Annotated in this window: 23 protein-coding genes; 19 read left to right on the forward strand and 4 right to left on the reverse strand. The window is 46.0% G+C overall.

Features of this window, described 5'->3' with window-relative positions:
• Nucleotides 1–114: 114 nt before the first annotated feature.
• From LG368_RS12220 to LG368_RS12230, 3 genes are all read right to left on the reverse strand, one after another.
• Entirely contained in the window at nucleotides 115–669 is a 555-nt protein-coding gene (locus LG368_RS12220; protein ID WP_226755009.1) for an NUDIX hydrolase, read from the reverse strand.
• A gap of 9 nt (nucleotides 670–678) precedes the next feature.
• Nucleotides 679–1,935 carry an HlyC/CorC family transporter gene (locus tag LG368_RS12225; protein WP_226755010.1) on the reverse strand — a complete coding sequence of 419 codons (1,257 nt, stop codon included), beginning with the start codon at nucleotides 1,933–1,935 and terminating at the stop codon, nucleotides 679–681.
• Nucleotides 1,936–2,018: 83 nt separating this feature from the next.
• The gene (locus LG368_RS12230) at nucleotides 2,019–2,786 is read right to left on the reverse strand and encodes a cytochrome C assembly family protein (RefSeq protein ID WP_226755011.1); all 768 of its coding nucleotides are present in this window, start codon (nucleotides 2,784–2,786) and stop codon (nucleotides 2,019–2,021) included.
• A gap of 129 nt (nucleotides 2,787–2,915) precedes the next feature.
• Here LG368_RS12230 and ffh point away from each other — a divergent pair, with 129 nt between their 5' ends.
• The 18 genes from ffh (at nucleotide 2,916) to LG368_RS12320 (ending at nucleotide 22,067) form a co-directional block, all read left to right on the forward strand.
• Nucleotides 2,916–4,283, forward strand: a complete 1,368-nt coding sequence (ffh, locus tag LG368_RS12235; protein ID WP_226755012.1) for a signal recognition particle protein — start codon at nucleotides 2,916–2,918, stop codon at nucleotides 4,281–4,283.
• Nucleotides 4,284–4,472: 189 nt separating this feature from the next.
• A complete protein-coding gene (gene rpsP, locus LG368_RS12240) occupies nucleotides 4,473–4,721 on the forward strand; it encodes a 30S ribosomal protein S16 (protein WP_012071436.1) in 249 nt (82 codons plus the stop codon).
• A 15-nt stretch (nucleotides 4,722–4,736) separates the two neighbouring features.
• Nucleotides 4,737–5,282, forward strand: coding sequence for a ribosome maturation factor RimM (gene rimM / locus LG368_RS12245; protein ID WP_226755013.1), 546 nt, complete (start codon nucleotides 4,737–4,739; stop codon nucleotides 5,280–5,282).
• Nucleotides 5,283–5,304: 22 nt separating this feature from the next.
• On the forward strand, nucleotides 5,305–6,057 hold the full coding sequence (trmD, locus tag LG368_RS12250; protein WP_226755014.1) for a tRNA (guanosine(37)-N1)-methyltransferase TrmD: 753 nt from the start codon (nucleotides 5,305–5,307) through the stop codon (nucleotides 6,055–6,057).
• 68 nt (nucleotides 6,058–6,125) lie between these two features.
• The gene (rplS, locus tag LG368_RS12255; protein ID WP_226755015.1) at nucleotides 6,126–6,488 is read left to right on the forward strand and encodes a 50S ribosomal protein L19; all 363 of its coding nucleotides are present in this window, start codon (nucleotides 6,126–6,128) and stop codon (nucleotides 6,486–6,488) included.
• A 117-nt stretch (nucleotides 6,489–6,605) separates the two neighbouring features.
• A complete protein-coding gene (locus LG368_RS12260) occupies nucleotides 6,606–7,325 on the forward strand; it encodes a thioredoxin fold domain-containing protein (protein WP_226755016.1) in 720 nt (239 codons plus the stop codon).
• 171 nt (nucleotides 7,326–7,496) lie between these two features.
• Nucleotides 7,497–8,798 (forward strand): homoserine dehydrogenase, encoded by a 1,302-nt coding sequence (locus tag LG368_RS12265; protein WP_226755017.1) that lies wholly within the window; start codon nucleotides 7,497–7,499, stop codon nucleotides 8,796–8,798.
• A gap of 14 nt (nucleotides 8,799–8,812) precedes the next feature.
• Nucleotides 8,813–10,198 carry a threonine synthase gene (gene thrC / locus LG368_RS12270; RefSeq protein WP_226755018.1) on the forward strand — a complete coding sequence of 462 codons (1,386 nt, stop codon included), beginning with the start codon at nucleotides 8,813–8,815 and terminating at the stop codon, nucleotides 10,196–10,198.
• 113 nt (nucleotides 10,199–10,311) lie between these two features.
• Nucleotides 10,312–11,055 (forward strand): 16S rRNA (uracil(1498)-N(3))-methyltransferase, encoded by a 744-nt coding sequence (locus tag LG368_RS12275; RefSeq protein ID WP_226755019.1) that lies wholly within the window; start codon nucleotides 10,312–10,314, stop codon nucleotides 11,053–11,055.
• 47 nt (nucleotides 11,056–11,102) lie between these two features.
• Nucleotides 11,103–12,827 (forward strand): single-stranded-DNA-specific exonuclease RecJ, encoded by a 1,725-nt coding sequence (gene recJ / locus LG368_RS12280; protein WP_226755020.1) that lies wholly within the window; start codon nucleotides 11,103–11,105, stop codon nucleotides 12,825–12,827.
• A 103-nt stretch (nucleotides 12,828–12,930) separates the two neighbouring features.
• Nucleotides 12,931–13,776, forward strand: a complete 846-nt coding sequence (gene folD, locus LG368_RS12285) for a bifunctional methylenetetrahydrofolate dehydrogenase/methenyltetrahydrofolate cyclohydrolase FolD (RefSeq protein WP_226755021.1) — start codon at nucleotides 12,931–12,933, stop codon at nucleotides 13,774–13,776.
• Between the two features lie 83 nt (nucleotides 13,777–13,859).
• Nucleotides 13,860–14,450 carry a UPF0149 family protein gene (locus LG368_RS12290; RefSeq protein WP_226755022.1) on the forward strand — a complete coding sequence of 197 codons (591 nt, stop codon included), beginning with the start codon at nucleotides 13,860–13,862 and terminating at the stop codon, nucleotides 14,448–14,450.
• Between the two features lie 43 nt (nucleotides 14,451–14,493).
• Nucleotides 14,494–15,801 carry an aminopeptidase P N-terminal domain-containing protein gene (locus LG368_RS12295; protein ID WP_226755023.1) on the forward strand — a complete coding sequence of 436 codons (1,308 nt, stop codon included), beginning with the start codon at nucleotides 14,494–14,496 and terminating at the stop codon, nucleotides 15,799–15,801.
• Between the two features lie 67 nt (nucleotides 15,802–15,868).
• Complete coding sequence (locus LG368_RS12300; protein WP_226755024.1) at nucleotides 15,869–17,074, forward strand: UbiH/UbiF/VisC/COQ6 family ubiquinone biosynthesis hydroxylase; 1,206 nt, start codon at nucleotides 15,869–15,871, stop codon at nucleotides 17,072–17,074.
• Between the two features lie 53 nt (nucleotides 17,075–17,127).
• A complete protein-coding gene (locus LG368_RS12305) occupies nucleotides 17,128–17,955 on the forward strand; it encodes an HDOD domain-containing protein (RefSeq protein ID WP_226755025.1) in 828 nt (275 codons plus the stop codon).
• A gap of 198 nt (nucleotides 17,956–18,153) precedes the next feature.
• Nucleotides 18,154–19,212: a Fe(3+) ABC transporter substrate-binding protein gene (locus LG368_RS12310; protein WP_226755026.1), complete on the forward strand. Its 1,059-nt coding sequence runs from the start codon at nucleotides 18,154–18,156 to the stop codon at nucleotides 19,210–19,212.
• A 96-nt stretch (nucleotides 19,213–19,308) separates the two neighbouring features.
• Entirely contained in the window at nucleotides 19,309–20,973 is a 1,665-nt protein-coding gene (locus LG368_RS12315) for an ABC transporter permease (protein ID WP_226755027.1), read from the forward strand.
• Between the two features lie 8 nt (nucleotides 20,974–20,981).
• The gene (locus LG368_RS12320) at nucleotides 20,982–22,067 is read left to right on the forward strand and encodes an ABC transporter ATP-binding protein (RefSeq protein ID WP_226755028.1); all 1,086 of its coding nucleotides are present in this window, start codon (nucleotides 20,982–20,984) and stop codon (nucleotides 22,065–22,067) included.
• Between the two features lie 53 nt (nucleotides 22,068–22,120).
• Here LG368_RS12320 and LG368_RS12325 read toward each other — a convergent pair whose 3' ends face one another.
• Entirely contained in the window at nucleotides 22,121–22,987 is an 867-nt protein-coding gene (locus LG368_RS12325; RefSeq protein ID WP_226755029.1) for an HDOD domain-containing protein, read from the reverse strand.
• A 113-nt stretch (nucleotides 22,988–23,100) separates the two neighbouring features.
• Between LG368_RS12325 and LG368_RS12330 the strand changes: the two genes are divergently transcribed.
• A complete protein-coding gene (locus LG368_RS12330; RefSeq protein ID WP_226755030.1) occupies nucleotides 23,101–24,297 on the forward strand; it encodes a class I SAM-dependent rRNA methyltransferase in 1,197 nt (398 codons plus the stop codon).
• Nucleotides 24,298–24,308: the final 11 nt, after the last annotated feature.

A 24,308-nucleotide genomic window follows, 5' to 3' on the forward strand; every position in this document is an offset into this window, starting at 1 on the left:
CATAGTCGGAAATCAGATCAACAGAGCTATACAAGGCGATAAAACTCGGGATGAGGTCGTATTCTTAAAGAGCGATGCCGCTTTTGCGCAGCTGCGCGGTACCCGCTGACAAAGTCACTGATTCAGATCATAAGCATTATTCAAATGAATCGTGTCTTCATGAAAACCATACGTACCATTTTTATGGTCTTCAATAAACAGTGTCAGTGTTTTAGTGACACTGCTGAAAGCTAATTCATCCCAAGGAATATCTTTTAAGTCAAACAGCGCCACTTCTGAGCTTTCTTCTGTCGCGTGAAAATCATCTCGTTCTAGTTCTGCAATATAGAATAAATGAATCTGGTTGATATGAGGGATGCTAATCATGCTAAAAGCTTGCTTGCAAATGGCAACAGAACCGCTTTCTTCCAGTGTCTCTCTTAACGCACCCTCAGAGGTAGTTTCCTGGTTTTCCATAAAACCAGCAGGCAGTGTCCAAAAGCCAAGACGCGGTTCTATATTACGACGACACAACAAGAGCTTGCCCTTGTAAAGAGGAATGGTGCCCGTGATGACTCTTGGGTTATCGTAATCAATAAAGTCACAACTAGGGCACACTGCTCGAACGCGATTGTCCCCTGGTGGGGTTGTCATATTAACGGCATGACCACATTGCGGGCAGTATCTCATGATGCTTCCTTATCTTTTAAGTTGAACGCGAGCGTATTTGACGACTTTGTCTTCAATTTCTTGAATTTCTATAATGTAGTGGCCCACTTTTAAGCTAATGGGGTGCTCCGGTATAAATTCCAAGGTTTCTATTATCAGTCCGTTGAGTGTTTTTGGGCCATCGGTTGGCAAGTGCCAATCAAGCGTTTTGTTGATCTCTCGAATATGTGTGGAGCCTTCGATTCTAAAGGCGCCATCATCAAGGATTTGAATCTCTTCTTCTTCATCTTGTGTGGGTGGGGTAAATTCTCCCACGATTTCTTCCAATACGTCTTCGAGCGCGGCAATACCTTGTACGTCACCGTATTCATCGACCACGATCCCCATCTGCTGGTGATCTTTTTGGAAGTTGAGCAAGACCGTATTCAAAGAGGTGCTTTCAGGGATGAAGTAGGGTTCAAAAGTGGCTTTTAATAGCGCTGCTTTTGATGGTTCTGGATCGCGCAAAAACATCGCCGCATGGCGAGCATGTAAAATACCGATGACTTTATTGATCTCACCATTGTATACCGGCATGCGAGTGTGTCGACTTTGACAAATTTGCTCAATGATTTCTTCAATAGAGTCTTCTATATCGATTCCTACTACATCGTTACGAGGAATCATAATATCTTCAACGGATACCTTTTCTAAATCTAAAATAGAAATCAGCATTTCTTGGTGTGCCGCAGGGATGAGTCCGCTGGCTTCATTGACGACCGTTCTAAGCTCTTCGGAGTCGAGGGTATCTTGATTGCCTTGCGCGGTACTGACCCCTATTAATCTTAATAGGCCGTTTGACAAGGTGTTCACCAAGAAGACTAATGGGTAAAGCACTTTGAGTAAGATGGCCAGAATCCAAGATGCGGGAAAAGCAATTTTTTCTGGGTGTAGGGCTGCCAAAGTCTTTGGTGTTACTTCAGCAAAAATTAAAACCACCATGGTAAGGGCTGCTGTCGCGATTGCTACCCCTGCATCGCCCCAAATTCTTACAGCGATAATGGTTGCAATGGCCGAGGCCAGTATATTGACGAAGTTATTACCAATAAGAATAACACCGATTAATCGATCGGGTCTTTCTAAAAGAGAGCTGACTTTCATCGCCGATTTATTTTTGCCTTTAACGAGATGTTTGAGTCGATATTTGTTAATCGACAACATGCCTGTTTCAGAGCTTGAAAAAAATGCTGATAGCAAAATAAGACAGAACAGTATTCCACCAAGAATACCTAAGGGTACTTCGTTCAAAAAGGGATCGCCTCGATTGTTTAGATAACAGGATTATTGGTTCTTAAGATCAGACTGTCAAACATACTTTACAGGATTTTGAATCAGCGCTGTAAGATTTCTAACGCAATTTGACTGCCAAAATACCCAAGCATCAGTAAAAAGAAACCGCTTAGTGTAAGTTTCACGGCCAACTGGCCGCGCCAACCGGCGTAGTGTCTACCGATTAGCAGTCCAGCAAACACAAACCAAGAGGCAATAGTGAAGAACGTTTTGTGGACAATATGCTGCGCAAACATGTCGTCGATAAAGTAGAAGCCGGTTGCGATTGTAATGGTCAATAAAACAAAAGCGGCCCAAATAAACTCGAACATAAGTTGTTCTAATACTTGCAATGGCGGAACACGAAGCAGTTGTTTCAGTTTGTGGTGTTTGAGCTGATATTCCTGGATAGACAGCAAGATGCCAACACCACATGCGGTGGTAAACAAACTATAGGCGACTGACGCAATCAGAATGTGTGCACTGGTTCCCCAAGAGTTACTGTGTAGCTGAGTGATGCCCCAAGGCTCAAGTGCATTAAAAGCGATAACAATTGCGCCGAGAGGGAAGGCCGCACCCAATAATAGAGAGAGGTCTTTGTCGCGGTTACTAAACCAAAGCAGGCTGTTACCAATTAATGAAATCAATAACCCGATGGTCAAAAAGTTAAAACCATCGCGACTTAATAAAAGCTGAGTCAGGGAAAATGTATGAATAATGATGGCTGCCGCGCCTGCAAACTGAGTTGCACGGCTTTTCGGACGCATAAAATACGCTGTGCCAGCAACAAAACAAGCAATACAAGCAAGCCAAAGCGATAATTGAGTCATGAAACTAAAGGTTCCGCAGAGTAAAGGTATAGGGCGATAATCATTTATCCGTTATAATAGAGACAATTTCATCTTGGATAAACTGAAACCGTAGGTTTTTTCCATTCAGAACCAAAATTTGAGGGCAATATGTTCGACAATTTATCGAATCGCTTAACTTCCTCGCTTGATCGTATTCGAGGTCGAGCTAAATTAACCGAAGACAACATTCAAGAAGTGCTTCGTGAAGTCCGCATGGCCTTGTTAGAAGCTGATGTGGCTTTGCCTGTTGTTAAAGACTTCATTGCCGCCGTTAAAGAGCGTGCTATTGGCACGGAAGTCTCAAAAAGCTTAAGTCCTGGTCAAGTGTTCCTGAAAATTGTTAAGCAGGAACTTGAAAATGTGATGGGGCAGGCTAACGACGGCCTTAACCTTAGAGCGGCTCGTCCTGCTGTTATTCTATTGGCGGGTCTTCAAGGGGCGGGTAAAACCACCTCGGCTGCGAAGTTAGCAAAATACTTAAAAGAACGTGAGAAGAAGTCCGTATCTGTCGTCAGTGCCGATGTGTATCGTCCGGCGGCGATCAAGCAGCTGGAAACTCTAGCGGGCGAAGTAGGGGTGAATTTTATCCCTAGTGACTTGTCGCAAAAGCCAATTGATATCGTCAACAACGCGATTGATTATGCGAAGAAAGCGCACAAAGATGTGCTTATTGTTGATACCGCAGGTCGTCTTGCTATAGACGATGACATGATGGTTGAGATTAAAGCTTTGCACGCCGCGGTGAACCCCATTGAAACCTTGTTTGTGGTCGATGCCATGACAGGTCAAGATGCGGCGAACACAGCAAAAGCATTTGGCGATGTATTGCCATTGACCGGTGTCGTACTGACTAAAACAGATGGCGATGCCCGTGGCGGTGCGGCCTTATCTGTTCGTCATATTACTGGTAAGCCGATTAAATTTTTGGGTGTTGGTGAGAAAACCGACGCATTAGAGCCTTTCCACCCTGATCGCCTCGCTTCTCGTATTTTAGGCATGGGTGATATGCTTTCCTTAATCGAGCAGGCTGAGCAGCAGATCGATAAAGGTAAAGCCGAGAAACTGGCCGGTAAGCTGAAGAAAGGCAAAGGTTTTGACCTAGAAGACTTTAAAGAGCAGCTTCAGCAAATGAAAAACATGGGGGGAATGACCTCTATGTTGGATAAGCTCCCCGGTATGGGGCAGCTAGGCAATATTCAAGATAAGGTAAACGACAAAATGTTTGTGCAAATGGAGGCACTCATCAACTCCATGACTCAAGCCGAGCGTCGTAACCCAGACTTAATTAATGGTTCTCGTAAAAAACGTATCTCAGCGGGTGCGGGCTTACAGATTCAAGATCTAAATCGTTTGCTAAAACAGCATAAGCAAATGCAAAAGATGATGAAGAAAATGTCCGCCAAAGGTGGAATGCAGAAAATGATGCGTGGATTGGGTGGTATGATGCCCGGCGGTGGTTTCCCTGGTAGTCGTTAGACCTTCCATGAGATGTATCTACTTGTTCTAATTGGAAGATTGAAAAAACTTCTAATTAAAGTGTGGGGGTGAGTAATTCGCCCTTTTGTTTTTCTGGTTTATCGACTAGAATATGCCGCCTTCTTGTAGTATGAGTCAAAAATTCGACTCGGCAAGGGGTGTTTCGTTAAGCAATAAGGAACCAATAATATGGTAACTATTCGTCTTTCTCGTGGTGGCTCTAAAAAGCGCCCATTCTATCATTTGAACGTGGCTGATAGCCGTCGTGCACGTGATGGTCGTTATATCGAGCGTTTGGGTTTCTTTAACCCGGTTGCTCGTGGTCAAGAAGAACGTCTACGCATCGATTTAGATCGCGTAAACCATTGGGTTAGCCAAGGCGCTCAACTTTCTGACCGTGCTGCGCAGCTTGTAAAAGATGCTAGCAAAAACGCTTAATACTGAGGTAATGCTATGTCTGCATTAAAACAAGCGGCCGCTCCTGAGCAAGCCCTTGTGGTCGGACGCATTACATCGGTTTATGGTGTTAAAGGGTGGGTGAAACTTTATTCACACACCGATCCAATGCAAGGAATCTTTGATTACAAGCGTTGGTGGTTGAAAACTCCTAGTGGGTGGAAAACCGTAGAATTAAGCCAAGGACGTTTGCAAGGACGTGGTTTGGTGGCATCTGTAAAAGGTTATAGCGACAGAGATCAAGTAAAAGAGATCTGCGGTATGGACGTTTACATCGATGCGGCAGAATTGCCAGAACTTGATGAAGGTGATTATTACTGGAGTCAGCTGGAAGGTCTGCGGGTAATTACCAAAGAGGGTGTCCTCTTAGGGAAGGTTTCTCAACTGATGGAAACCGGTGCGAATGATGTGGTTGTTGTCCGTGCGTGTGAAGGTAGCTTTGATCGTGAAGAGCGATTGATTCCATATGCTCCAGGAACCTATGTTTTAAACATCGATTTAGAACAGCAGGAAATGGTTGTTGATTGGGATCCAGAATTTTAAACAGATAAGCTGAGGTCACGACGTGAAGGTTAGCGTTATATCGCTCTTTCCGGAGATGTTTCAAGCTATTACTCAATATGGGGTAACGGGCAGAGCCATCAAGTCTGGGTTAGTTGAAGTGGATTTCTTTAATCCTCGCGACTATACGCATGACAAACATAAAACAGTAGACGATCGGCCTTACGGTGGTGGTCCAGGGATGCTCATGAAAGTGCAGCCTCTCAAAGATGCGATTGACAGTGCCAAATTATTGGTACCCAACGCAAAAGTTATTTATCTGTCCCCTCAAGGGCGTACGCTAACGCAAGAAGGCGTGCAACAGCTTGCTAAACAAGCAGAACTTATTCTGGTAGCAGGTCGTTATGAAGGCGTTGATGAGCGTTTGATTCAATCACAGGTTGATGAAGAATGGTCAATTGGCGACTTTGTCCTAAGCGGTGGTGAGTTGCCGGCTATGGTGCTAATGGATACCGTGTTTCGCATGGTGCCTGGTGTGCTTGGAAAACAAGCGTCTGCAGATGAAGATTCATTTGCTGATGGTTTGTTGGATTGTCCGCATTATACTCGCCCTGAAGTATTGAATGGCCAACCTGTGCCGTCAGTGCTACTTAGTGGCAACCACGAGGAGATCAGACGCTGGCGTTTAAAGCAGAAACTCGTAAGAACTTTGCAGCGCCGGCCAGACCTTCTGCAAGACCTTGAGTTGGACAAGGAACAGCAGTTGTTGTTAGAAGAGTTTATTCGCGAAACTGAAGATTCAACCTCGGCAGAGTAGGAATTGCGAGCTTATTGAACCGAAGAACCTTCATTCAATAAGAAACCATATCATTAGGAGTTACATCCATGAGTAACAAGACTAAACTGATTCAGCAATTAGAAGCTGAACAGATGACAAAAGACGTCCCAGCCTTCGGTCCTGGTGACACTGTTGTTGTCCAAGTTAAAGTTAAAGAAGGTTCACGCGAGCGTCTACAGGCCTATGAAGGCATTGTAATCTCCAAGCGTAACCGTGGTCTAAACTCAGCATTCACCGTTCGTAAAATTTCAAGCGGTATTGGTGTTGAGCGTGCTTTCCAAACTTACAGCCCATTGGTTGAAAGCATCGAAGTTAAACGCCGCGGTGACGTGCGTCAAGCTAAGATCTACTACCTACGCGAGCGTTCTGGTAAATCTGCACGTATTAAAGAGAAGTTGGCAAAACGCTAAGTTTTCTTATTTAAAAAAGGCGACGCGAGTCGCCTTTTTTAATGCTACTTTTTAATGGAACTCCCCCCCTTTAGTATGGCCTAATAGAAGCATATTTATGATGTTTTGAGGTTAACTATGACGCGTTTTCTCCGTTCTGTCTCTCGCACTACTTTGGCGAGCTTATGTATCTTACCCTTATCCCATTTTGCTTTTGCAGACCAATCTGCTGTTATTTCTGCGGTTGAAACGGCTTTACCTCAATATGAGATTGACAGTGCTACCTTACACCAAGGGTCAGGACTGTACGTTGTTGCTTTAAAGGAAGGGCCTACCATACACGTCACACAAGATGGGCAGTATTTTATAGCGGGCGATTTGTACCGCATGGACAATACTCGTCTTGAGAACGAAACTGAAAAAGCAAAATTGGCGAAAGTGAATGCGGTGCCTGAATCTGAAATGATTACTTATAAGGCCACCAATGAAAAAGCGCACATTACGGTATTTACTGATATAGATTGCGGTTACTGCCGTAAGCTTCATGAGGAAGTGCCCGAGTTAAATGCCGCGGGTGTTACCGTGCGTTACCTTGCTTATCCGCGAGCCGGTATTGGTTCTGAGTCGTATCAAAAAATGGTCAGTGTCTGGTGTTCTGCGGACCCTCAGGCGTCATTGACGCAATCAAAAGAAGGCTTAGACGTTCCTGAAAATACCTGCGTAAACCCAATAGCGGATCAGTACAAGCTGGGTAATGAGGTCGGAGTACGTGGCACACCAACGATTGTGCTAGAGAATGGTTCACGCTTACCTGGGTATTTACCGGCGGATGCATTGCTTAAAGAGTTAGGCCTGTAATTTTAATCGTTAAAAATCCCTCTGATATGGCCTCGTATGTGTGCTTTCTTCGTTGGGTTTGGGTTATACAGGCGCTATAATATGTGTACATTATTGTTTACTGAGTGCGATTTTTGTCGATAAATCGGTAAACAACCAATAAAAATTAAATTATCTCTGTGGGGTGTTCTTTTGAAACCGGTAAAAGTCGGAATTTGTGGGCTTGGGACAGTGGGGTCCGGTAGTTTTAACATTCTTCGCGATAATGCAGAAGAAATCACACGACGTGTTGGTCGCTGTATTGAAGTTGCTCAAGTGGGAGCGCGCCGCGACAATGATGCGTGTGATACCTCTGATATTCAGGTAACTCGTGACGTATTTGATGTCGTTAATAACCCAGAGATTGATATTGTTCTTGAGCTAATTGGCGGCACGACGGTGGCCAAAGAGCTTGTGTTGTTGGCCATCGAAAATGGCAAGCATGTGGTGACAGCAAATAAAGCCTTAATTGCAGAGCATGGCAACGAAATTTTTGCCAAAGCTCAAGAGAAAGGCGTCATTGTTGCGTTTGAGGCGGCGGTGGCTGGTGGCATTCCGATCATCAAGCAAATTCGTGAAGGTTTGTCAGCCAATCAAATAGAGTGGTTAGCAGGTATCATAAATGGTACAGGGAACTTCATTTTAAGCGAAATGAGCCAAAAAGGTCGTGACTTTGAAGATGTTCTAGCCGAAGCCCAAGCGTTGGGTTACGCGGAAGCCGATCCAACGTTCGATATTGAAGGCATCGATGCTGCCCATAAGTTAACGATTCTTGCGTCGATTGCGTTTGGTATTCCCCTGCAGTTTGAAAAAACATACACCGAAGGGATCAGTCGCATTACCTCCGAAGATGTTGCGTTTGCGAATGACCTTGGGTATGCGATTAAGCACTTAGGCATTGCACGACGTTCTAAGACAGGCATCGAGTTGCGTGTTCATCCAACGTTGATTTCACATAAGCAGCTCTTGGCTAACGTGAATGGTGTTATGAACGCCATTATGGTCCAAGGCGACGCTGTTGGGCCTACTCTAACTTACGGTGCAGGGGCAGGCGCTTTGCCAACAGGGTCTTCTGTGATTGCAGACGTTATCGATGTCGCGCGTACATTAACGGCAGACCCAACCAATCGTGTGCCGCATTTGGCGTTCCAAGCGGATGCTTTGTCTGATGTGCAGGTATTGCCGGTCGAAGAAATTGAATGTGGTTTCTTCTTGAATATGACTATTAAAGACCGTGCGGGCGTGTTGGCAAACATCACACAAATCTTATCCCAGAACGATATTAGTATTGAGTCCTTGATTCAGCGCGAGCGCGAAGGCAGTGAACTTGTGCCTCTAGTGGTGATGACTCATGATGTGAAAGAACGCAACATGAATGCCGCTATTGCTGCGATTGAAGCCTTGCCCGATGTAGCAGGCACTGTGCAGCGTATCCGTGTTGAAAACTTAGCGTAAACAGAGAGCATTTTATGAAATACATTTCTACTCGTGGACAAGCCCCCACTCTTTCATTTGGTGATGTGTTGCTGGCTGGTTTAGCGAATGACGGTGGTTTGTACGTACCAGAAACCTTGCCTCATTACAGTAAAGAAGAAATTGCCTCTTGGGCGAACTTAAGCTATCAAGAATTGGCTTTTAAAGTGATGTGGCCGTTTGTGGAAGGCGATATTCCTGCAGATGCGTTTAAAAGTATGATCGATGAGGCTTATGCCAGCTTCAACCATGCTTCCATTGCACCTATGGTGCAGGTAGGCAACAACGAATGGATTTTAGAGTTGTTCCGTGGGCCGACCTTGGCGTTTAAAGATTTTGCATTGCAGTTACTTGGTCGCTTGATGGATTATGTTCTATCTGAGCGCAAAGAGAAATTGGTGATTTTGGGGGCTACCTCTGGTGACACAGGATCGGCAGCGATCGAAGGTTGTCGCCATTCTGAGCACCTTGATATTTTTATTTTGCATCCGTATCAGCGTGTATCAGAAGTGCAACGTCGTCAAATGACGACGATTATCGATGACAACGTATTTAACGTTGCGGTAAAAGGAAATTTCGACGACTGTCAGAGCATGGTAAAAGCCAGCTTTGCCGATCAGTCTTTCTTGAAAGGCGGCAAATTAGGTGCCGTTAACTCGATTAACTGGGCGCGTATTATGGCGCAAATCGTGTATTATTTCTCTTCTGCTTTGTCTGTAGGCGCACCGCATCGTAAAGTGTCTTTCTCTGTACCAACGGGGAATTTCGGTGACATTTTCGCTGGTTACCTAGCGAAACAAATGGGTTTGCCTATCGATCAGTTGGTTGTGGCAACGAATCAGAATGATATTTTGCATCGTGTTATTGCTGAAAATGACATGAGTCGTCAGTCATTAGACGTCACTTTATCGCCTAGTATGGACATCATGGTATCGAGTAACTTTGAGCGTTTATTATTTGATGCGCATGGTCGTGATGGGGAAGCCATTGCCGATCTGATGGCGCGCTTTAATAAAGGTGATGTGGCTTTAAACGACGAGGCTTGGTCATTCGTTAAAGAACATTTTGACAGCTATAAAGTCGATGATCAGAAAACCTGTGACGTGATCTCAGAGGTGTTTGCAAAGACACAATATTTGCTTGATCCACACACGGCGATTGGCTTGGAAGCGGCGCGTCAATGCTGGAAAGACACCTCTGTTCCCATGATTACGCTAGCAACGGCGCACCCAGTAAAATTCCCTGAAGCGGTGGAAAAAGCAGGTTGTGACACACCAGCATTGCCTGAGCACATGAAAGATTTGTTCGAACGTGAAGAAGCGTATACTGTGTTAGAAAACAGTTTAACGGACGTTCAAGCTTTTGTGGCAGAGAACATCTAACGTTCCTTCTCTGATTAAAGTTTGTTGAGCAAGCCAGCAGTACAAACACAAACGGCCAATCCTCGATTGGCCGTTTCTTTTTTTTACCCTTAATAAGCGATTCATACCTTTCCATGAACAGTATTCTTCTCAACCCTGATCACACGCTTAGCGCGGGGCAATATCGACTGACAGCAAGACAACAGCAACATATCTCCAAAGTGATTAAGGCCGAAGCCGGTGCGGTATTACGTGTTGGGCTATTAAACGGTCAGATGGGAGAGGGAATCTACGAGCCGCCTAGTGAGGGCTTTGATCAGAATAAAGAGATAAGTGACTGTGGTTATATTCATTCATTAAATTTATTTCGTTCGCCGCCAGCCCCCTTACCGATGGTGCTCGTGATGGCACTGCCTCGACCCAATATGCTCAAACGTACTTTGCACAATATTACGGCGATGGGCGTGAAGGAGCTGTATTTGATTCACTCAGCCAAAGTAGAAAAGAGCTACTGGCAAAGCCCTGTGTTACAACCTGAGTCAATCGAGCAGTGTTTGCTAGAAGGGTTGGAGCAGGCCAAAGATACCTTAATGCCAAAGCTGACGTTTGTGCCACGTTTTCGCCCCTTTGTTGAAGACCAGCTTCCCGCTCTTTTAAACAATAAGATGGGGTTGTTAGCGCATCCATACAAAGCGATACGCTGTCCTGTTGACCTACAACAGCCTTGTGTTCTGGCTTTAGGGCCGGAAGGGGGGTGGAATGAATTTGAAGTAGAAAAATGGCTTGAAGCAGGGATGCAAGCCGTTCACCTAGGTGAGCGGATTTTAAAAGTCGAAACTGTTGTGCCGGCGCTGTTGTCGCGTTTATATCCTAGCTGAACACTGACACAGTCGTGCTTTATTTTGTGATAATGAGTTGAGTTTTTATGCGTATAGAACGTCGATCTGTTCCTTTTAGTAATGATCATTTACCGGCTGAGATGCCATTAAGCCTGCGTCGTATTTTTTTAGCGCGTGGCGTAACAACGAGTCAAGAGTTAGATTATCGATTGCCTCATTTGTTAAGACCAGATGCCTTATTTGATTTGACTGTTGCTGCCAAGGTGTTAGCGGATGCGATTGAAGCGGGGCAGAAAATTCTAATCGTCGGTGATTTTGATGCCGACGGTGCGACAAGTACCAGTCTTGGCATATTAGCATTAGAAGCGATGGGCGCTATTGCCCCTGAATATTTGGTGCCAAACCGTTTCGAATTTGGCTATGGTCTCACTCCCGAAATCGTTGAGGTTGCACAAGGCAGTGCGCCTGATGTGTTGGTCACCGTAGATAATGGTATTGCCAGTATTGAAGGTGTGGCGGCCGCTAAAGCTTATGGCATGAAAGTGGTGGTGACGGATCATCATTTACCGGGTGATGCTCTGCCAGCCGCCGATGCCATTGTGAACCCCAATCATCCTGAGTGTGGCTTTCCAAGTAAAAACTTGGCGGGCGTTGGTGTCATTTTTTATGTGATGTCAGCGTTGCGTGCTGAACTTAAAGCGCGAAATTGGTTTGTTGAGCAGCATATCCCTGAACCCAAAATGGCCGATTATTTGGATTTAGTGGCATTGGGCACGGTGGCTGACGTGGTTTCTTTGGATGCGAACAATCGTATTTTAGTACAACAAGGGTTAAAACGAATTCAAGCGGGTTTGGCGCGACCCGGTATTTTGGCTTTATTAGAAGTAGGGCGTCGGGATCATACTCAGTTAAAAGCCTCTGACTTAGGGTTTGTCGTTGGACCAAGATTGAACGCGGCAGGACGACTGGATGATATGTCAGTGGGCATTGAGTGTCTGCTGGCGGTGCATCCCCATCAGGCTAAAGATTACGCGCAACAGCTGGATCAATTTAACCGCGAACGTAAAGCCATTGAGTCCGATATGAAAGAGCAAGCGGAATTGGCGCTGACCACCTTGTTAAACGATGAGCAAGACATGCCGAACGGCATGTGTTTTTATGATTCAGACTGGCATCAAGGTGTGATTGGGATTCTTGCCTCGAGAATGAAAGAAAAGTGTCATCGCCCAGTGATCGCGTTTGCCCGAGTGGGTGAAGACGAACTAAAAGGCTCGGCGCGCTCTATTCCTGGTGTTCATATCCGTGATGCATTAGACCTACTGGCGAAGCGACACCCGCCACTGCTGAGCAAATTTGGTGGGCATGCTATGGCGGCTGGTATGTCGATTAAGGAATCTCATTATGAGGCTTTTCGTTTGGCGTTTGATGCCATTATTACTGAATGGGTGACGCCAGAGCAGCTTGAGGCCACTTTATTCACCGATGGTCCTCTTGCCCCCGAAGATTTTAGTCTCAGCTTTGCTGAACAGGTGCGTCTGTCAGGGCCTTGGGGGCAACTGTTTCCTGAACCCTGTTTTGATGGTGTTTTTGATATTTTGCAGCAACGTATTGTTGGCGAAAAACATTTAAAGTTGCTGGTCCGAGAGCCAAATAGTGGTCTGTTATTGGATGCGATCAGTTTTTTTGTTGATCTGGATAAGTGGCCAAACCACACCGCAGAGCAGGCGCGTCTAGTGTATAAATTAGACATTAATGAGTTTCGTGGTCAGCGTAACTTACAGCTTATGGTGGATTACTTAGAAGCCGTGTAAAGAGGATCGGCTGTTTTCACATTGGTCACGACGTAACAAAAGAAAACTTGGGGTATAATATGACTCCCTTTTTACACCACTTTATTTTTATTGGAGCTCATTCATGACGGCATTGGTTCTTGATGGCAAACGTTGTGCTAAAGACACAGAAATTCGCTTAGAAGCACAGGTTACTGAGTTAAAAGAGCGTACTGGTCGCACGCCTATTTTGGCGACAATTTTGGTGGGTGCTGATCCAGCATCGGCAACGTACGTGAAAATGAAAGGCAATGCATGTCGTCGTGTTGGTATGGATTCAATGGCGATTGAGTTATCGGAAACGACCACCACAGAGCAACTGCTAGCAAAAATTAACGAGTTAAACGACAACCCAGACGTGCATGGTATTTTGCTACAGCACCCTGTTCCGGCTCAGATTGATGAGCGTGTATGCTTTGATGCCATTGCTGCACACAAGGATGTTGACGGTGTGACTTGCTTGGGGTTCGGTCGTATGGCCATGCAAGAACCGGCTTACGGTGCTGCGACGCCTGCGGGTATCATGCGCTTATTGGAAGCGAATGACATTGCCTTAGAAGGTAAGCACGTTGTGGTTGTCGGTCGTAGCCCGATTTTAGGTAAGCCAATGGCAATGATGATGCTGAACGCGAATGCGACCGTGACCATCTGTCATTCACGCACACAAAACCTACCCGAATTTGTTAAGCAAGCGGACGTTATTGTTGGTGCGGTGGGTAAGCCAGAGTTTATTAAAGCCGACTGGATTAAAGACGGTGCGGTTGTGGTGGATGCCGGTTACCACCCCGGTGGCGTCGGTGATATTGAATTGGCGCCTTTGGTTGATCGTGTTGCTGCTTATACGCCGGTACCGGGTGGCGTTGGCCCGATGACAATAAACACGCTTATTTTGCAAACCGTGGTGTCTGGCCTAAAACAGCTTGCTGAGTAAGTATTCTCTATATTGCGCCGTTAATGCAGGGGCGTTAACGGCGTATTCTTTTTGCTATTTCCAATAAAACAGGTAGACAGTGTATGTCCACAGAAAGGTTAAAAGACGCGTTGGACTTTGACTTAATCGCCGACGTATTTGTAACAGAATCCATCACCGCATCGCCGTCAGAATTGCACGGGCAGTTATCAGGCTATTTGGCGTCTGGTGTGATGTTACCACTAGAAGACTGGCTCACCATGGTGGCAGAATTTTGCGATATTGAAGGTTGGAAAGAAGACGCGAGTCGTGCGGTTATGGTTGAGCTTTATACAGCCACATTGACACTGCTGCAAAACGGTGAGTTTGCCTTCTCCCCCAGTATTTGTGATGAAGATGCCGAGTTGTCTGAACGCGGTGTTACCTTATCCCAATGGGCGCATGGCTTTTTAGCAGGGTACGGTTTATCCGGTCAGAAAAAAGATTTATCCGACGAAACCAAACAGATCCTGCGGGATCTTGCTAACATTTCAGCCATGCAATCCGAAATGCGAAGCTTAGAAGACAACAACGACAATGAAGCCGATTTAACCGAATTGGTAGAATATGTGCGTTTATCCGCCATGATGATGTACACAGAGCATCATGATATTAACCCTGACGTAGACCACACAAAAAAAGCGCCTTTACATTGATCCCTTTCGACCACAACAGAGACGAATGACTCCACGAGGTTTTATGAACATCAGCACGCAAACTTATCAGGCACGCCGCGCACGCTTAATGGCATCGTTACCAGAAAATAGCGTGGTGGTGATTCGAACGGGTGAATTAGCGACACGCAACAACGACTGTGAGTATGAGTTTCGCCCCCACAGCAGTTTCTTTTATTTGACTGGGTTTCCTGAGCCCGGTGCGTACGCGTTTATTCATGGGCAAGGGAATCTAACCCTGGTGACTTTGCCGAAAGACCCAGAAAAAGAGCAATGGGAAGGCTTTCGGTTTGGTACCGCAGGTGCTGTGTCGGAATTTGGGGCTTATGGTGCCGCTGAATTGAGCGATTTAGATAAGACCGCTGTGTCTTTAATCGACGGCGCTCATCAGTTGGTGTATTTGTTTAATGACCAAGTGTTACGTGAGCAGGTTGCCGACTGGCACGATGCCGTGGCGGCGAAAGCGCGCATGGGCGCAGTGGCGCCGACACAGTTCAGTGATTTATCACCTTTGGTGGCTGAGATGCGCTTGTATAAAGACGCTGAAGAAATTGCCATCATGGAAACTGCCGCGCAGATCAGCGTAGAAGCGCACAAGCAAGCGATGCGTACGGTGCAAGCCGGCATGTATGAGTATCAGCTTGAGGCCGAGCTCAATTACGTCTTTATGAAATCCGGCGCTCGACAGCCTGCGTATAACAATATCGTCGCTTCGGGCAGTAATGCGTGTGTGTTGCATTACATCAAAAACGACGAAAAAATTGCAGAAGGCGATTTAATACTGATCGATGCTGGGGCGGAATTAGGTTGTTATGCAGCGGACATCACCCGAACTTTTCCAGCGACAGGACGATTCAGTGACGCTCAAGCGGCTTTGTATCAAGTCGTATTAGATGCTTACCATGCCGGAATGAAAGAGCTGAACGTTGGGACACCCTATGAAGCTTGCCACACTGCCGCCGTGAGAACGCTAACGCAAGGCTTGGTGACGCATGGTTTGTTAGAAGGCGATCTTGATAGTCTGATTGAGAACAAAGCATACCGTGATTTTTACATGCATAATACCGGACACTGGTTGGGTTTGGATGTGCATGATTGCGGTGCATACAAGGTGGACGGCCAGTCTCGCTTGCTTGAAGAAGGCATGGTGCTGACAATTGAGCCGGGCTTGTACGTTTCTGCAGATAACATGTCAGTCGATGCAAAATGGCGTGGTATCGGTATCCGTATTGAGGATGATGTGCTAATTCGTGCTGATGGTCCCTACGTGTTGACCCATGGGTTACCAAAAGAAATAGCAGATATTGAAGCCTTTATGGCGCAAGGCGAATAGCGACTCGCAGGGCTTGAGTCGATAACACAGCCTTAGTTGAGACACAAAATAGGATGGAATAAGTAAGATGGCAAAATCATACGATCTGATCATTGTGGGCGCCGGTATGGTCGGTGCTTTATCGGCGGTGTTATTGGCAAAGTCTTCCCTACGAGTGGCGCTGGTCGACAAACACGACGGTGAGCACGTATTGTCTGTGCCACCGGCCTACGACGCCAGAGTCAGTGCGATTTCCAGTCAATCGAAGAGCTTACTTGAAGCAGCCAACGTGTGGCAAAATTTACCCTCGGGGCGTGTCACTTCCTATGACAATATTGTTGTCTGGGATGGACTAGGGGCAGGCTACATCGACTTTAATGCTGGTTTTGCTGCCATGCCAGAGTTGGGGGATTTGGTGGAAAACATCGTGTTAAGTCAGCAACTTATGACGCAAATAAAGCATAACGCCAATATTGACCTTTATTTGGGTAATGGGTTGGAATCCTATGAGTTGAGTGAGTCTGGCGCAACGGTAGATCTGCTTTCTGGTGACCGATTGGTGTCACAGGTATTGATTGCGGCAGACGGCGGCTCCTCTTCATTGCGTTCAGAAAATGGTTTTGAAACCGTTGAGTGGGATTACGGGCACACTGCAATTGCAGCAACGATTGAAATTGATCAAGCCCATCAAAATACGGCTTGGCAGAGTTTTGGAGAAGAGGGCGTGTTGGCCTTCTTGCCTCTACCTCCCGTTAACGACCGACATTTTGTTTCTATTGTCTGGTGTGTTCCCCCAAAAGACGCGCAACAATTAACAGAATTATCCGACGATGATTTTTGTCGTCGCGTACACTATGCCATAAACAAACGTTTTCAGGTGGTCGGTATCACTCGCCCTAGACAAGCAATCCCATTGCGTCAGCGTCATGCCAAAGAATACATTAAATCGGGCATTGCTCTTATTGGTGATGCTGCGCACACGATTCACCCGCTGGCGGGGCAAGGAGCGAACCTTGGCTTTGCCGATGTGAAAGCTTTAGTAGAGGTGCTTTCAAAAGCGCATAAACGTGGCGAGCCCTTAGGGCAAAGTAAAGTATTGAGACGTTATCAACGCGCAAGAATGCTGGATAACATGGCCATGACGGCAGGGATGGAAGCCTTTAAACGCCTGTTTTCAACGCAACAGCCTTTGATTGTTCAGTTACGTAATGCTGGCATGAAGCAGTTTGATCGCAGTTTGGGTATTAAGAAAAAAATCATTGCACGGGCGGCAGGGTTGTCGTCTTTTTCCTAACGTTAGGGTTTTCAACACGGCCTTAAACGGCATACAAAGAATCAGAGGCAAGCATGCAAATACAGGATCTTCTTAAGCGCACGGATAAGTTACCCAACGTCCCCGACGTTGTTCGTGAATTGATTCAACTGTTAAACGATCCTAACGCGAAATATTCTGATATTGCTGCTCGTGTCTCCCATGACCAAACGATTTCTTTGAAAGTATTGCGAATTGTTAACTCTGCTTACTTTGGTTTGGCGAGAAAAATCTCGTCCATCGACGAGGCAACTGTGCTGCTGGGCATGGATAGGTTAAAAACGCTCGTTATTGCGTCAGGTTTTGCCAGTTCAGTGACGAAGGTAGATGGCATTGATTTACCTGAATTTTGGACAGAGTCATTTCGTGTGGCGGAGCTATCGCAATGGTTTGCGAAGCGCACAGAGTCGGTTGACGCAGACGAGGCATTTACCATTGGCATCGTACATAACATCGGTCGACTACTTTTACATCTAACAGCACCTGACGTGGCGCACGACATTCAGACACGGGTTTCTAACCGTCAAGCAAGCCGTTTTAAAGCCGAGCAGGATCTGCTTGGTTTTACATCACAAGACGCCGGTAAGGCATTGATGGATATGTGGCACTTTCCTAAAGCGCTTGGTTTTGCTGTTCAACAACATAAACGCCCCTTTGCTGATGGTGACCCCGATCCGTTGGCGTGTGTGTTGAATTTAGCTTGTTATTTAAACGCCTGTATTCGTACTGAACGAGAGATCGATTTGGTGCGTGAAGGGCTTCCCATGGCGGTGATTGAGGCGGCGGGTTTATCGCCCAGTATCGTGTATGAGCTTGATGACGCCATGGCGGTCAGCGATGGCTTAGGGCATCTAATACACTGATCCTTTTATGACGCTTTCTGAATGCGGCGAGGCACATTGTTGCCTTCATAATAAATGATAATCGCTAGTGTTTAGCGTCCTGTTGTGCTAATTTCTTATTTTATTTTTTGAGTCTTATATTGCGTAAGCCATGCTTAACCGCCTTGGTATTTTGTGCGCGAAAAAAGACCCATTCATTCAAGTATGCGGAAGGTAGAGATGTCTTTTAAGTGGTACAAAAAAGAGAAAACTGGGTTGAATGGCGTAGGTTTTGTTGCGTTAGCGTCATCACTTTTATTGTCAACTGGTTTGCAGGCGAAAGGTGAGTTAAATATTTACTCTGCCCGTAAAGAATCTCTTATTAAACCTGTATTAGACACATTTTCCGAACAAAATGATGTGACCGTCAATCTGATTACGGGCTCTGCCGACGCATTATTGAGTCGTCTAAGAGCCGAAGGCGATGCCAGTCCAGCAGACTTGTTTATTACCGTTGATGCAGGCCGGTTGCACCGTGCGAAAGACGCTGGGGTGTTGAAGTCGATAGAAAGTCCTGTGCTTAGCGCAAACATCCCCAGTCACCTGCGTGATGATGAGGGTTACTGGTTTGGCTTATCACAACGTGCACGGGTGATTTTTTACAACCCAGAGACCGTGTCTCCTAGTGAGTTGTCGACCTACGAAGATTTGGTTAACCCAAAATGGAAAGGGCGTATTTGTGTACGCTCTTCCGCGAACATTTACAACCAGTCCCTTGTTGCCTCAATGATTGATGCCGATGGCCATGAAAAGACGCAAGCTTGGATAGAGGGGTTGATGTCTAACCTTGCTCGCCCACCTTTTGGTGGGGATGTGGATTTGCTGAAAGCAGTGGGAGCAGGGGTCTGTGATCTTACACTGGCCAATACCTACTACTATGGACGTTTAGGTCAAAGTGATAATCCGGCGGAACGTGCCGTGTACCAAAAAGTGAAATTGTTCTGGCCCAACCAAGGTGAAGGCCAACGCGGTGCGCATGTAAACGTCAGTGGCGCTGGATTAACCGCGGCGGCAACCAATATTGACAACGCCAAACTGTTGCTGGAATTTTTAACCAGTCAGGCATCTCAAGAGTGGTATGCCCATGTAAACAATGAATATCCCGTTGTCAGCGGTGTTAGTGCACCGGAAATGTTGGCACCTTTCGGTCAATTCACATCTGATACCATTTCTTTGAGTACTCTGGGTGAAAATAATCGTGAAGCAGTAGAAATTATGGATTCAGCCGGCTGGAAGTAATCTAGTCCCTGGCGTCTGTTTGATATTCGTATGGTAAACAAGTCGATCGTCGTACGTAAGCGTGTCTTGTGAGCAATAAATAGGTTGTGATTCTTAATGGCTGAGTTATCTCATACAAAGTTAGCAAAGAAGCCTAAATGGAACTGGCTTAAGATGGCAGCGGTATTGATCGCTGCGATATTAGCACTGCCTATTTTGGTGATTTTGGTCAATGTTCTGATTGGTGATGGTGACGTCTGGCAGCATCTCTATGAAACCGTGTTAGCGGAGTATATTTCAAACTCTTTGTTGTTAATGGTAGGGGTTGGCATAGGAGTATTAGCCATTGGGGTTCCTTGTGCTTGGCTTACTAGCATGTGTGAATTTCGTGGCCGTCACTTTCTTTCTTGGGCGTTATTGTTGCCCATGGCGATGCCCGCTTACATCATTGCCTACACCTATACTGGCGTCTTAGATTTTGCTGGGCCGGTACAAACCTTTATTCGTGACCTAACTGGATGGCGATATGGTGAATATTGGTTTTTTGAGATTCGCTCTCTAGGCGGTGCAATGACAATGCTGACGTTAGTTTTGTATCCTTACGTTTATCTAATGAGCAGGGCCGCATTTTTAGAACAGTCTGCCAACACGTTAGAAGTCAGTCGAACGCTAGGTTATTCTGGTCGGGCCGCTTTTTTTAAACTGGCGTTGCCTTTGGCACGTCCAGCGATTGTGACAGGATTGACGCTCGCCTTGATGGAAACGCTGGCGGATTATGGAACCGTACAGTATTTCAGTGTTAATACTTTCACAACGGGTATTTTACGTACGTTTTACGGCTTTGGGGATGTGGCCGCGGCATCACAGCTCGCCGGCATACTACTGCTGTTTGTTGCTATGCTAATATTGCTGGAGCGTTATTCTCGTCACCGCATTCGTTATCATGCTTCTGGACTCAAAAAAGCCAGCCATCGACGCATTTCTCTCGCGCGCCGACACGCTGTTTGGGCTTGGGTGTTTTGCGCACTCCCTATTTTAGTGGGTTTTTTGATTCCCGTTATGGTGTTGGCCTATTGGGCAATCTTTAAAGCAGAAATGCCGGGTTCTAACTTCGTTGAATTAGCATGGAATTCCTTTTACTTAGCGGCCATGGCGTCTCTTATTGTCGTGGGATTGGCGTTGGTATTAGGTTACGCGATTCGCCTAAATAATAGTCGTAGCGTGAAATTTTCGGTTGGTGTCGCCGGTATGGGGTACGCTTTACCGGGGACGATTATTGCTATTGGTACCATCGTGCCTTTGGCCTGGTTGGATCATAGGGTCATCGACTTTGTGAAGCACTACAGTGATGAAAGAGTGGGCTTGCTGTTCTCTGGCACTTTATTTGCCCTGTTGTTTGCGTATACGGTGCGTTTTATGGCGGTGTCGTTGGGCGCGGTACAAAATGGCCTAGGCAAAATCAAGCCAAGCATGGACATGGCAGGTCGTTCATTAGGTATGTCGCCTTACAAGGTACTGACTCGCATTCATATCCCTCTATTGAAAGGCTCGGTGCTAACAGCAATTTTAATTGTTTTTGTTGATACATTGAAAGAATTGCCTGCGACCTTGGTGTTGCGCCCTTTTAATTTTAATACCTTAGCAGTCAGAGCCTTTGAGTTAGCATCGGATGAGCGTTTAATTGATGCTGCGCCAGCGTCTCTGATGATAGTGCTAGTAGGACTGGTGCCTGTGGTACTGTTGAGTCGTTCCATTTCTTCTCGTAGCAGGCACGCTAAATAGGACTTCACATGAGCTTTTCTACCTCGCAAAAACAGTTACCGATTCAAAAACAGTTAAAGAGCATGACTCTGAATGCCGTCTCTGTTGGATACGAAGGTCAGCCTATTGTTAAGCAGGCTTCTTTTGAATTAAAAGAAGGTCAGATTGGGTGTTTGCTGGGGCCGAGTGGCTGCGGGAAATCAACCTTGTTACGTGCACTGGCGGGGTTTGAAACGTTAATGACGGGAGAAATTCGGGTTGATGGTGAGCTGATTGCAAGTGAAGACAGGCATGTCAATCCAGAAGACCGTCACATCGGCATGGTGTTTCAAGATATTGCGCTGTTTCCCCATTTAAGTATTACTGAAAACATTGCCTTTGGTTTATCCGCTTGGCCTAAAAGCGATGCCCAAGAACGCGTCTCCTATTTACTTAATCTGGTTGGCTTATCTGGGTTTGAGTCACGCTATCCTCATTCTCTATCGGGTGGGCAGCAACAGCGTGTTGCTTTAGCAAGAGCGATGGCGCCCAAGCCTAAATTACTGCTGATGGATGAGCCATTCTCTGGTCTGGATGCCAAGCTACGTGAAGAGCTGGTGCCAGACATTCGTGATATTTTAAAACACGAAAAAATGGCTGCGATTTTGGTTACCCATGACCAAATGGAAGCCTTCGCCATGGCTGATCAGGTGTCTGTTATGAGTGCCGGTGAGATCCATCAAACGGGAACACCCTACAATATTTATCATGACCCTGAGACACGCTTTGTGGCGGAGTTTATTGGTCACGGTGATTTTTTAACGGCAACCGTGTGTGGGGCGAACTGTGTTCATTCTGATTTAGGAACGATTCGTGGCGACCTAGACCATGGATTTGAAGCCAATCAAGAAGTGGATTTATTGGTGCGACCTGATGATATATTGCACGATGACGACAGTGAATTTGTGGGTATGATCGAGAGTAAGTTTTTCCGTGGTTCACACTTTTTATATCGAGTTAAGTTGTCCTCAGGGAAAATCGTTTTCTGTTTTGCCTCTTCTCATCATGACCATGCCGTTGGCCAAGAAATTGGTTTGAGTGTTCACCTTGATCACCTTGTGATGTTTCCTCGCTAATGTGTTTTTCTATTTCGACGACTTTTGGCGGATGAATCTATGCAGGGAGAAGGTCACAAAGTAGCCAATCCCTGCTCATGACAGGTCTCTACCAAACCTTCAAAATCGTATTCGCTGAGTTCCAAGTGGTCTAAAACGTAGTGACCCACCTTTTGCCACTCATGGTCCTCATCCGCACGCCCAATATGATGATACGTTCCCGCAATATGCTCGGCGATCTTTAGAATCGCTGCCATGGTTAGGGTAATGCCGTCCCCCGGGATACGATGGGTAAAAAGATAGTCGATACGATGATGTTTGGCGATCACAGCGCAACTGGTTTTTGGTAATCCCCACGATTTGGCTAGGTAATAACCGACGACTGAATGGTTGGTTTTAAACGCTTGGTTTTCAATATCAGTCAGATTGAATGCTGTGTCGTTATAGCCCTGCTGAAGCACGTCTTGATATCGTTCGAAACGCTTCATCATCAATGGAATACCGGCATTGTGAAATAGCCCGAGTGCATAGCATTCATTGTGGTATTTAAAGTTAAGCTGACTGGCCAAGCTCGAACTAATGGCCGCAATGTCTGTTGCGGTGTCCCAGAAGCCGTGTAGGGATTGGATCGCATCATCAGACAATTCACTTTTTACCGCCAAGCCATTCACCAGGTTGGTCACGCTTTTGGGGCCAAGAAAAACCACCGCTTGCTGAATCGAGGTGATTTTTTTGGGCAGATTAAAAAAAGCGGAGTTGACCAGTTTCAAGACAGCCGCCGATAAGCTGACATCTTGTGAAATAATCTCTGAAATACGTGCCATGTCCGGATCTGGCATGGCTTGTTCCATGTGCAAATCGACAAGTATTTGTGGTTGAGGTGGAATACTAATGCCTTGTAGTATTCTTTTTAGTTGGTCTTCGTTGAGTTGTGATGACATAAAAAATAGGCACGCTTCTTAAAAGGCAAGTGACGTTACTACGGCGTATTTCGTAGCAATTGAATCGAGAGTCTTTATAATAGCGTTTTTTTAAATATACTGGGTGAAAAATTTTGAGTGTAATTCGACTAAAAGGCCAAGCTGATCGTCGTTTAAGAGCGGGACATCAATGGATCTACAGCAATGAGGTAGACACGTCAGCAACGCCATTAAAGCAATTTACGCCAGGTGATCAGGTGGTGGTCGAAACAGCACAAGGAAAAGCATTGGGTGTGGCGACAATTAATCCAAATACCTTAATTTGTGGTCGACTCATCAGTCGTAGTACCGATACGGTATTGAATAAGTCTACCCTAGTTCATCGTTTGAAAATTGCCTTGTCATTGCGCGACATGACCTATGCTGCGCCGTATTATCGCTTGGTATTTGGTGATTCTGATGGTTTGTCTGGATTAGTGGTTGATCGCTTTGCAGATATCTTGGTTGTGCAAATTTCGACCGCAGGCATGGAACGTGTTAAAAATGAAATCATTGAAGCATTGCAAGATGTTGTCAAACCAACCGCTATTTTGATGAAAAATGACGGTAAAATGCGTCAAATCGAAGGGTTGGACACGTATGTAGAAGAAGCTTTTGGCACCGTACCAGAATTGGTCTATCTACAAGAAAACGACGTTTTGTTTCAAGCGCCAGTATGGGATGGACAAAAAACGGGCTGGTTTTATGACCACCGTGAAAACCGTAAAACCATGCAAAACTATTGCGATGGTAAGCGTGTCCTCGACGTCTTTTCTTATGTGGGCGGTTGGGGGGTACAGGCCGCTTCTGCCGGTGCAACCGATGTCACTTTTATCGATGCATCTGAAAGTGCATTAAGCCATGTAGACGCTAACTTGAAATTGAATCAGTACGAAGGCGATGCAAACCTAATGCACGGCGATGCCTTTGAAGCCATGCAGTCGTTGATTGAAGATAAAGAGCGTTTTGATGTGGTGGTAATGGATCCACCGGCGTTTATTGCCCGTCGTAAAGACATCAAAGCAGGGGAAGGGGCATACCATCGTGCGAATCAGCTTGCGATGAGGTTAGTCGCTAAAGGCGGGATTTTGGTAACAGGATCGTGTTCAATGCATCTAGAAACCGCACGTTTGCATGACATCGTTCGCAGCAACAGCCGCCAGCTAGAGCGTTTCTCACAGTTGATTTACCGCGGTACGCAAGCGCCAGATCATCCGGTGCACCCTGCAATTGAAGAAACAGAATACCTAAAAGCCTTGTTTTACCGTATTCATAATAATATGGGTTTGTAAGACAAGCGCAA

Source organism: Marinomonas algarum (genome assembly GCF_020532605.1).
Classification (GTDB): Bacteria; Pseudomonadota; Gammaproteobacteria; order Pseudomonadales; family Marinomonadaceae; genus Marinomonas; species Marinomonas algarum.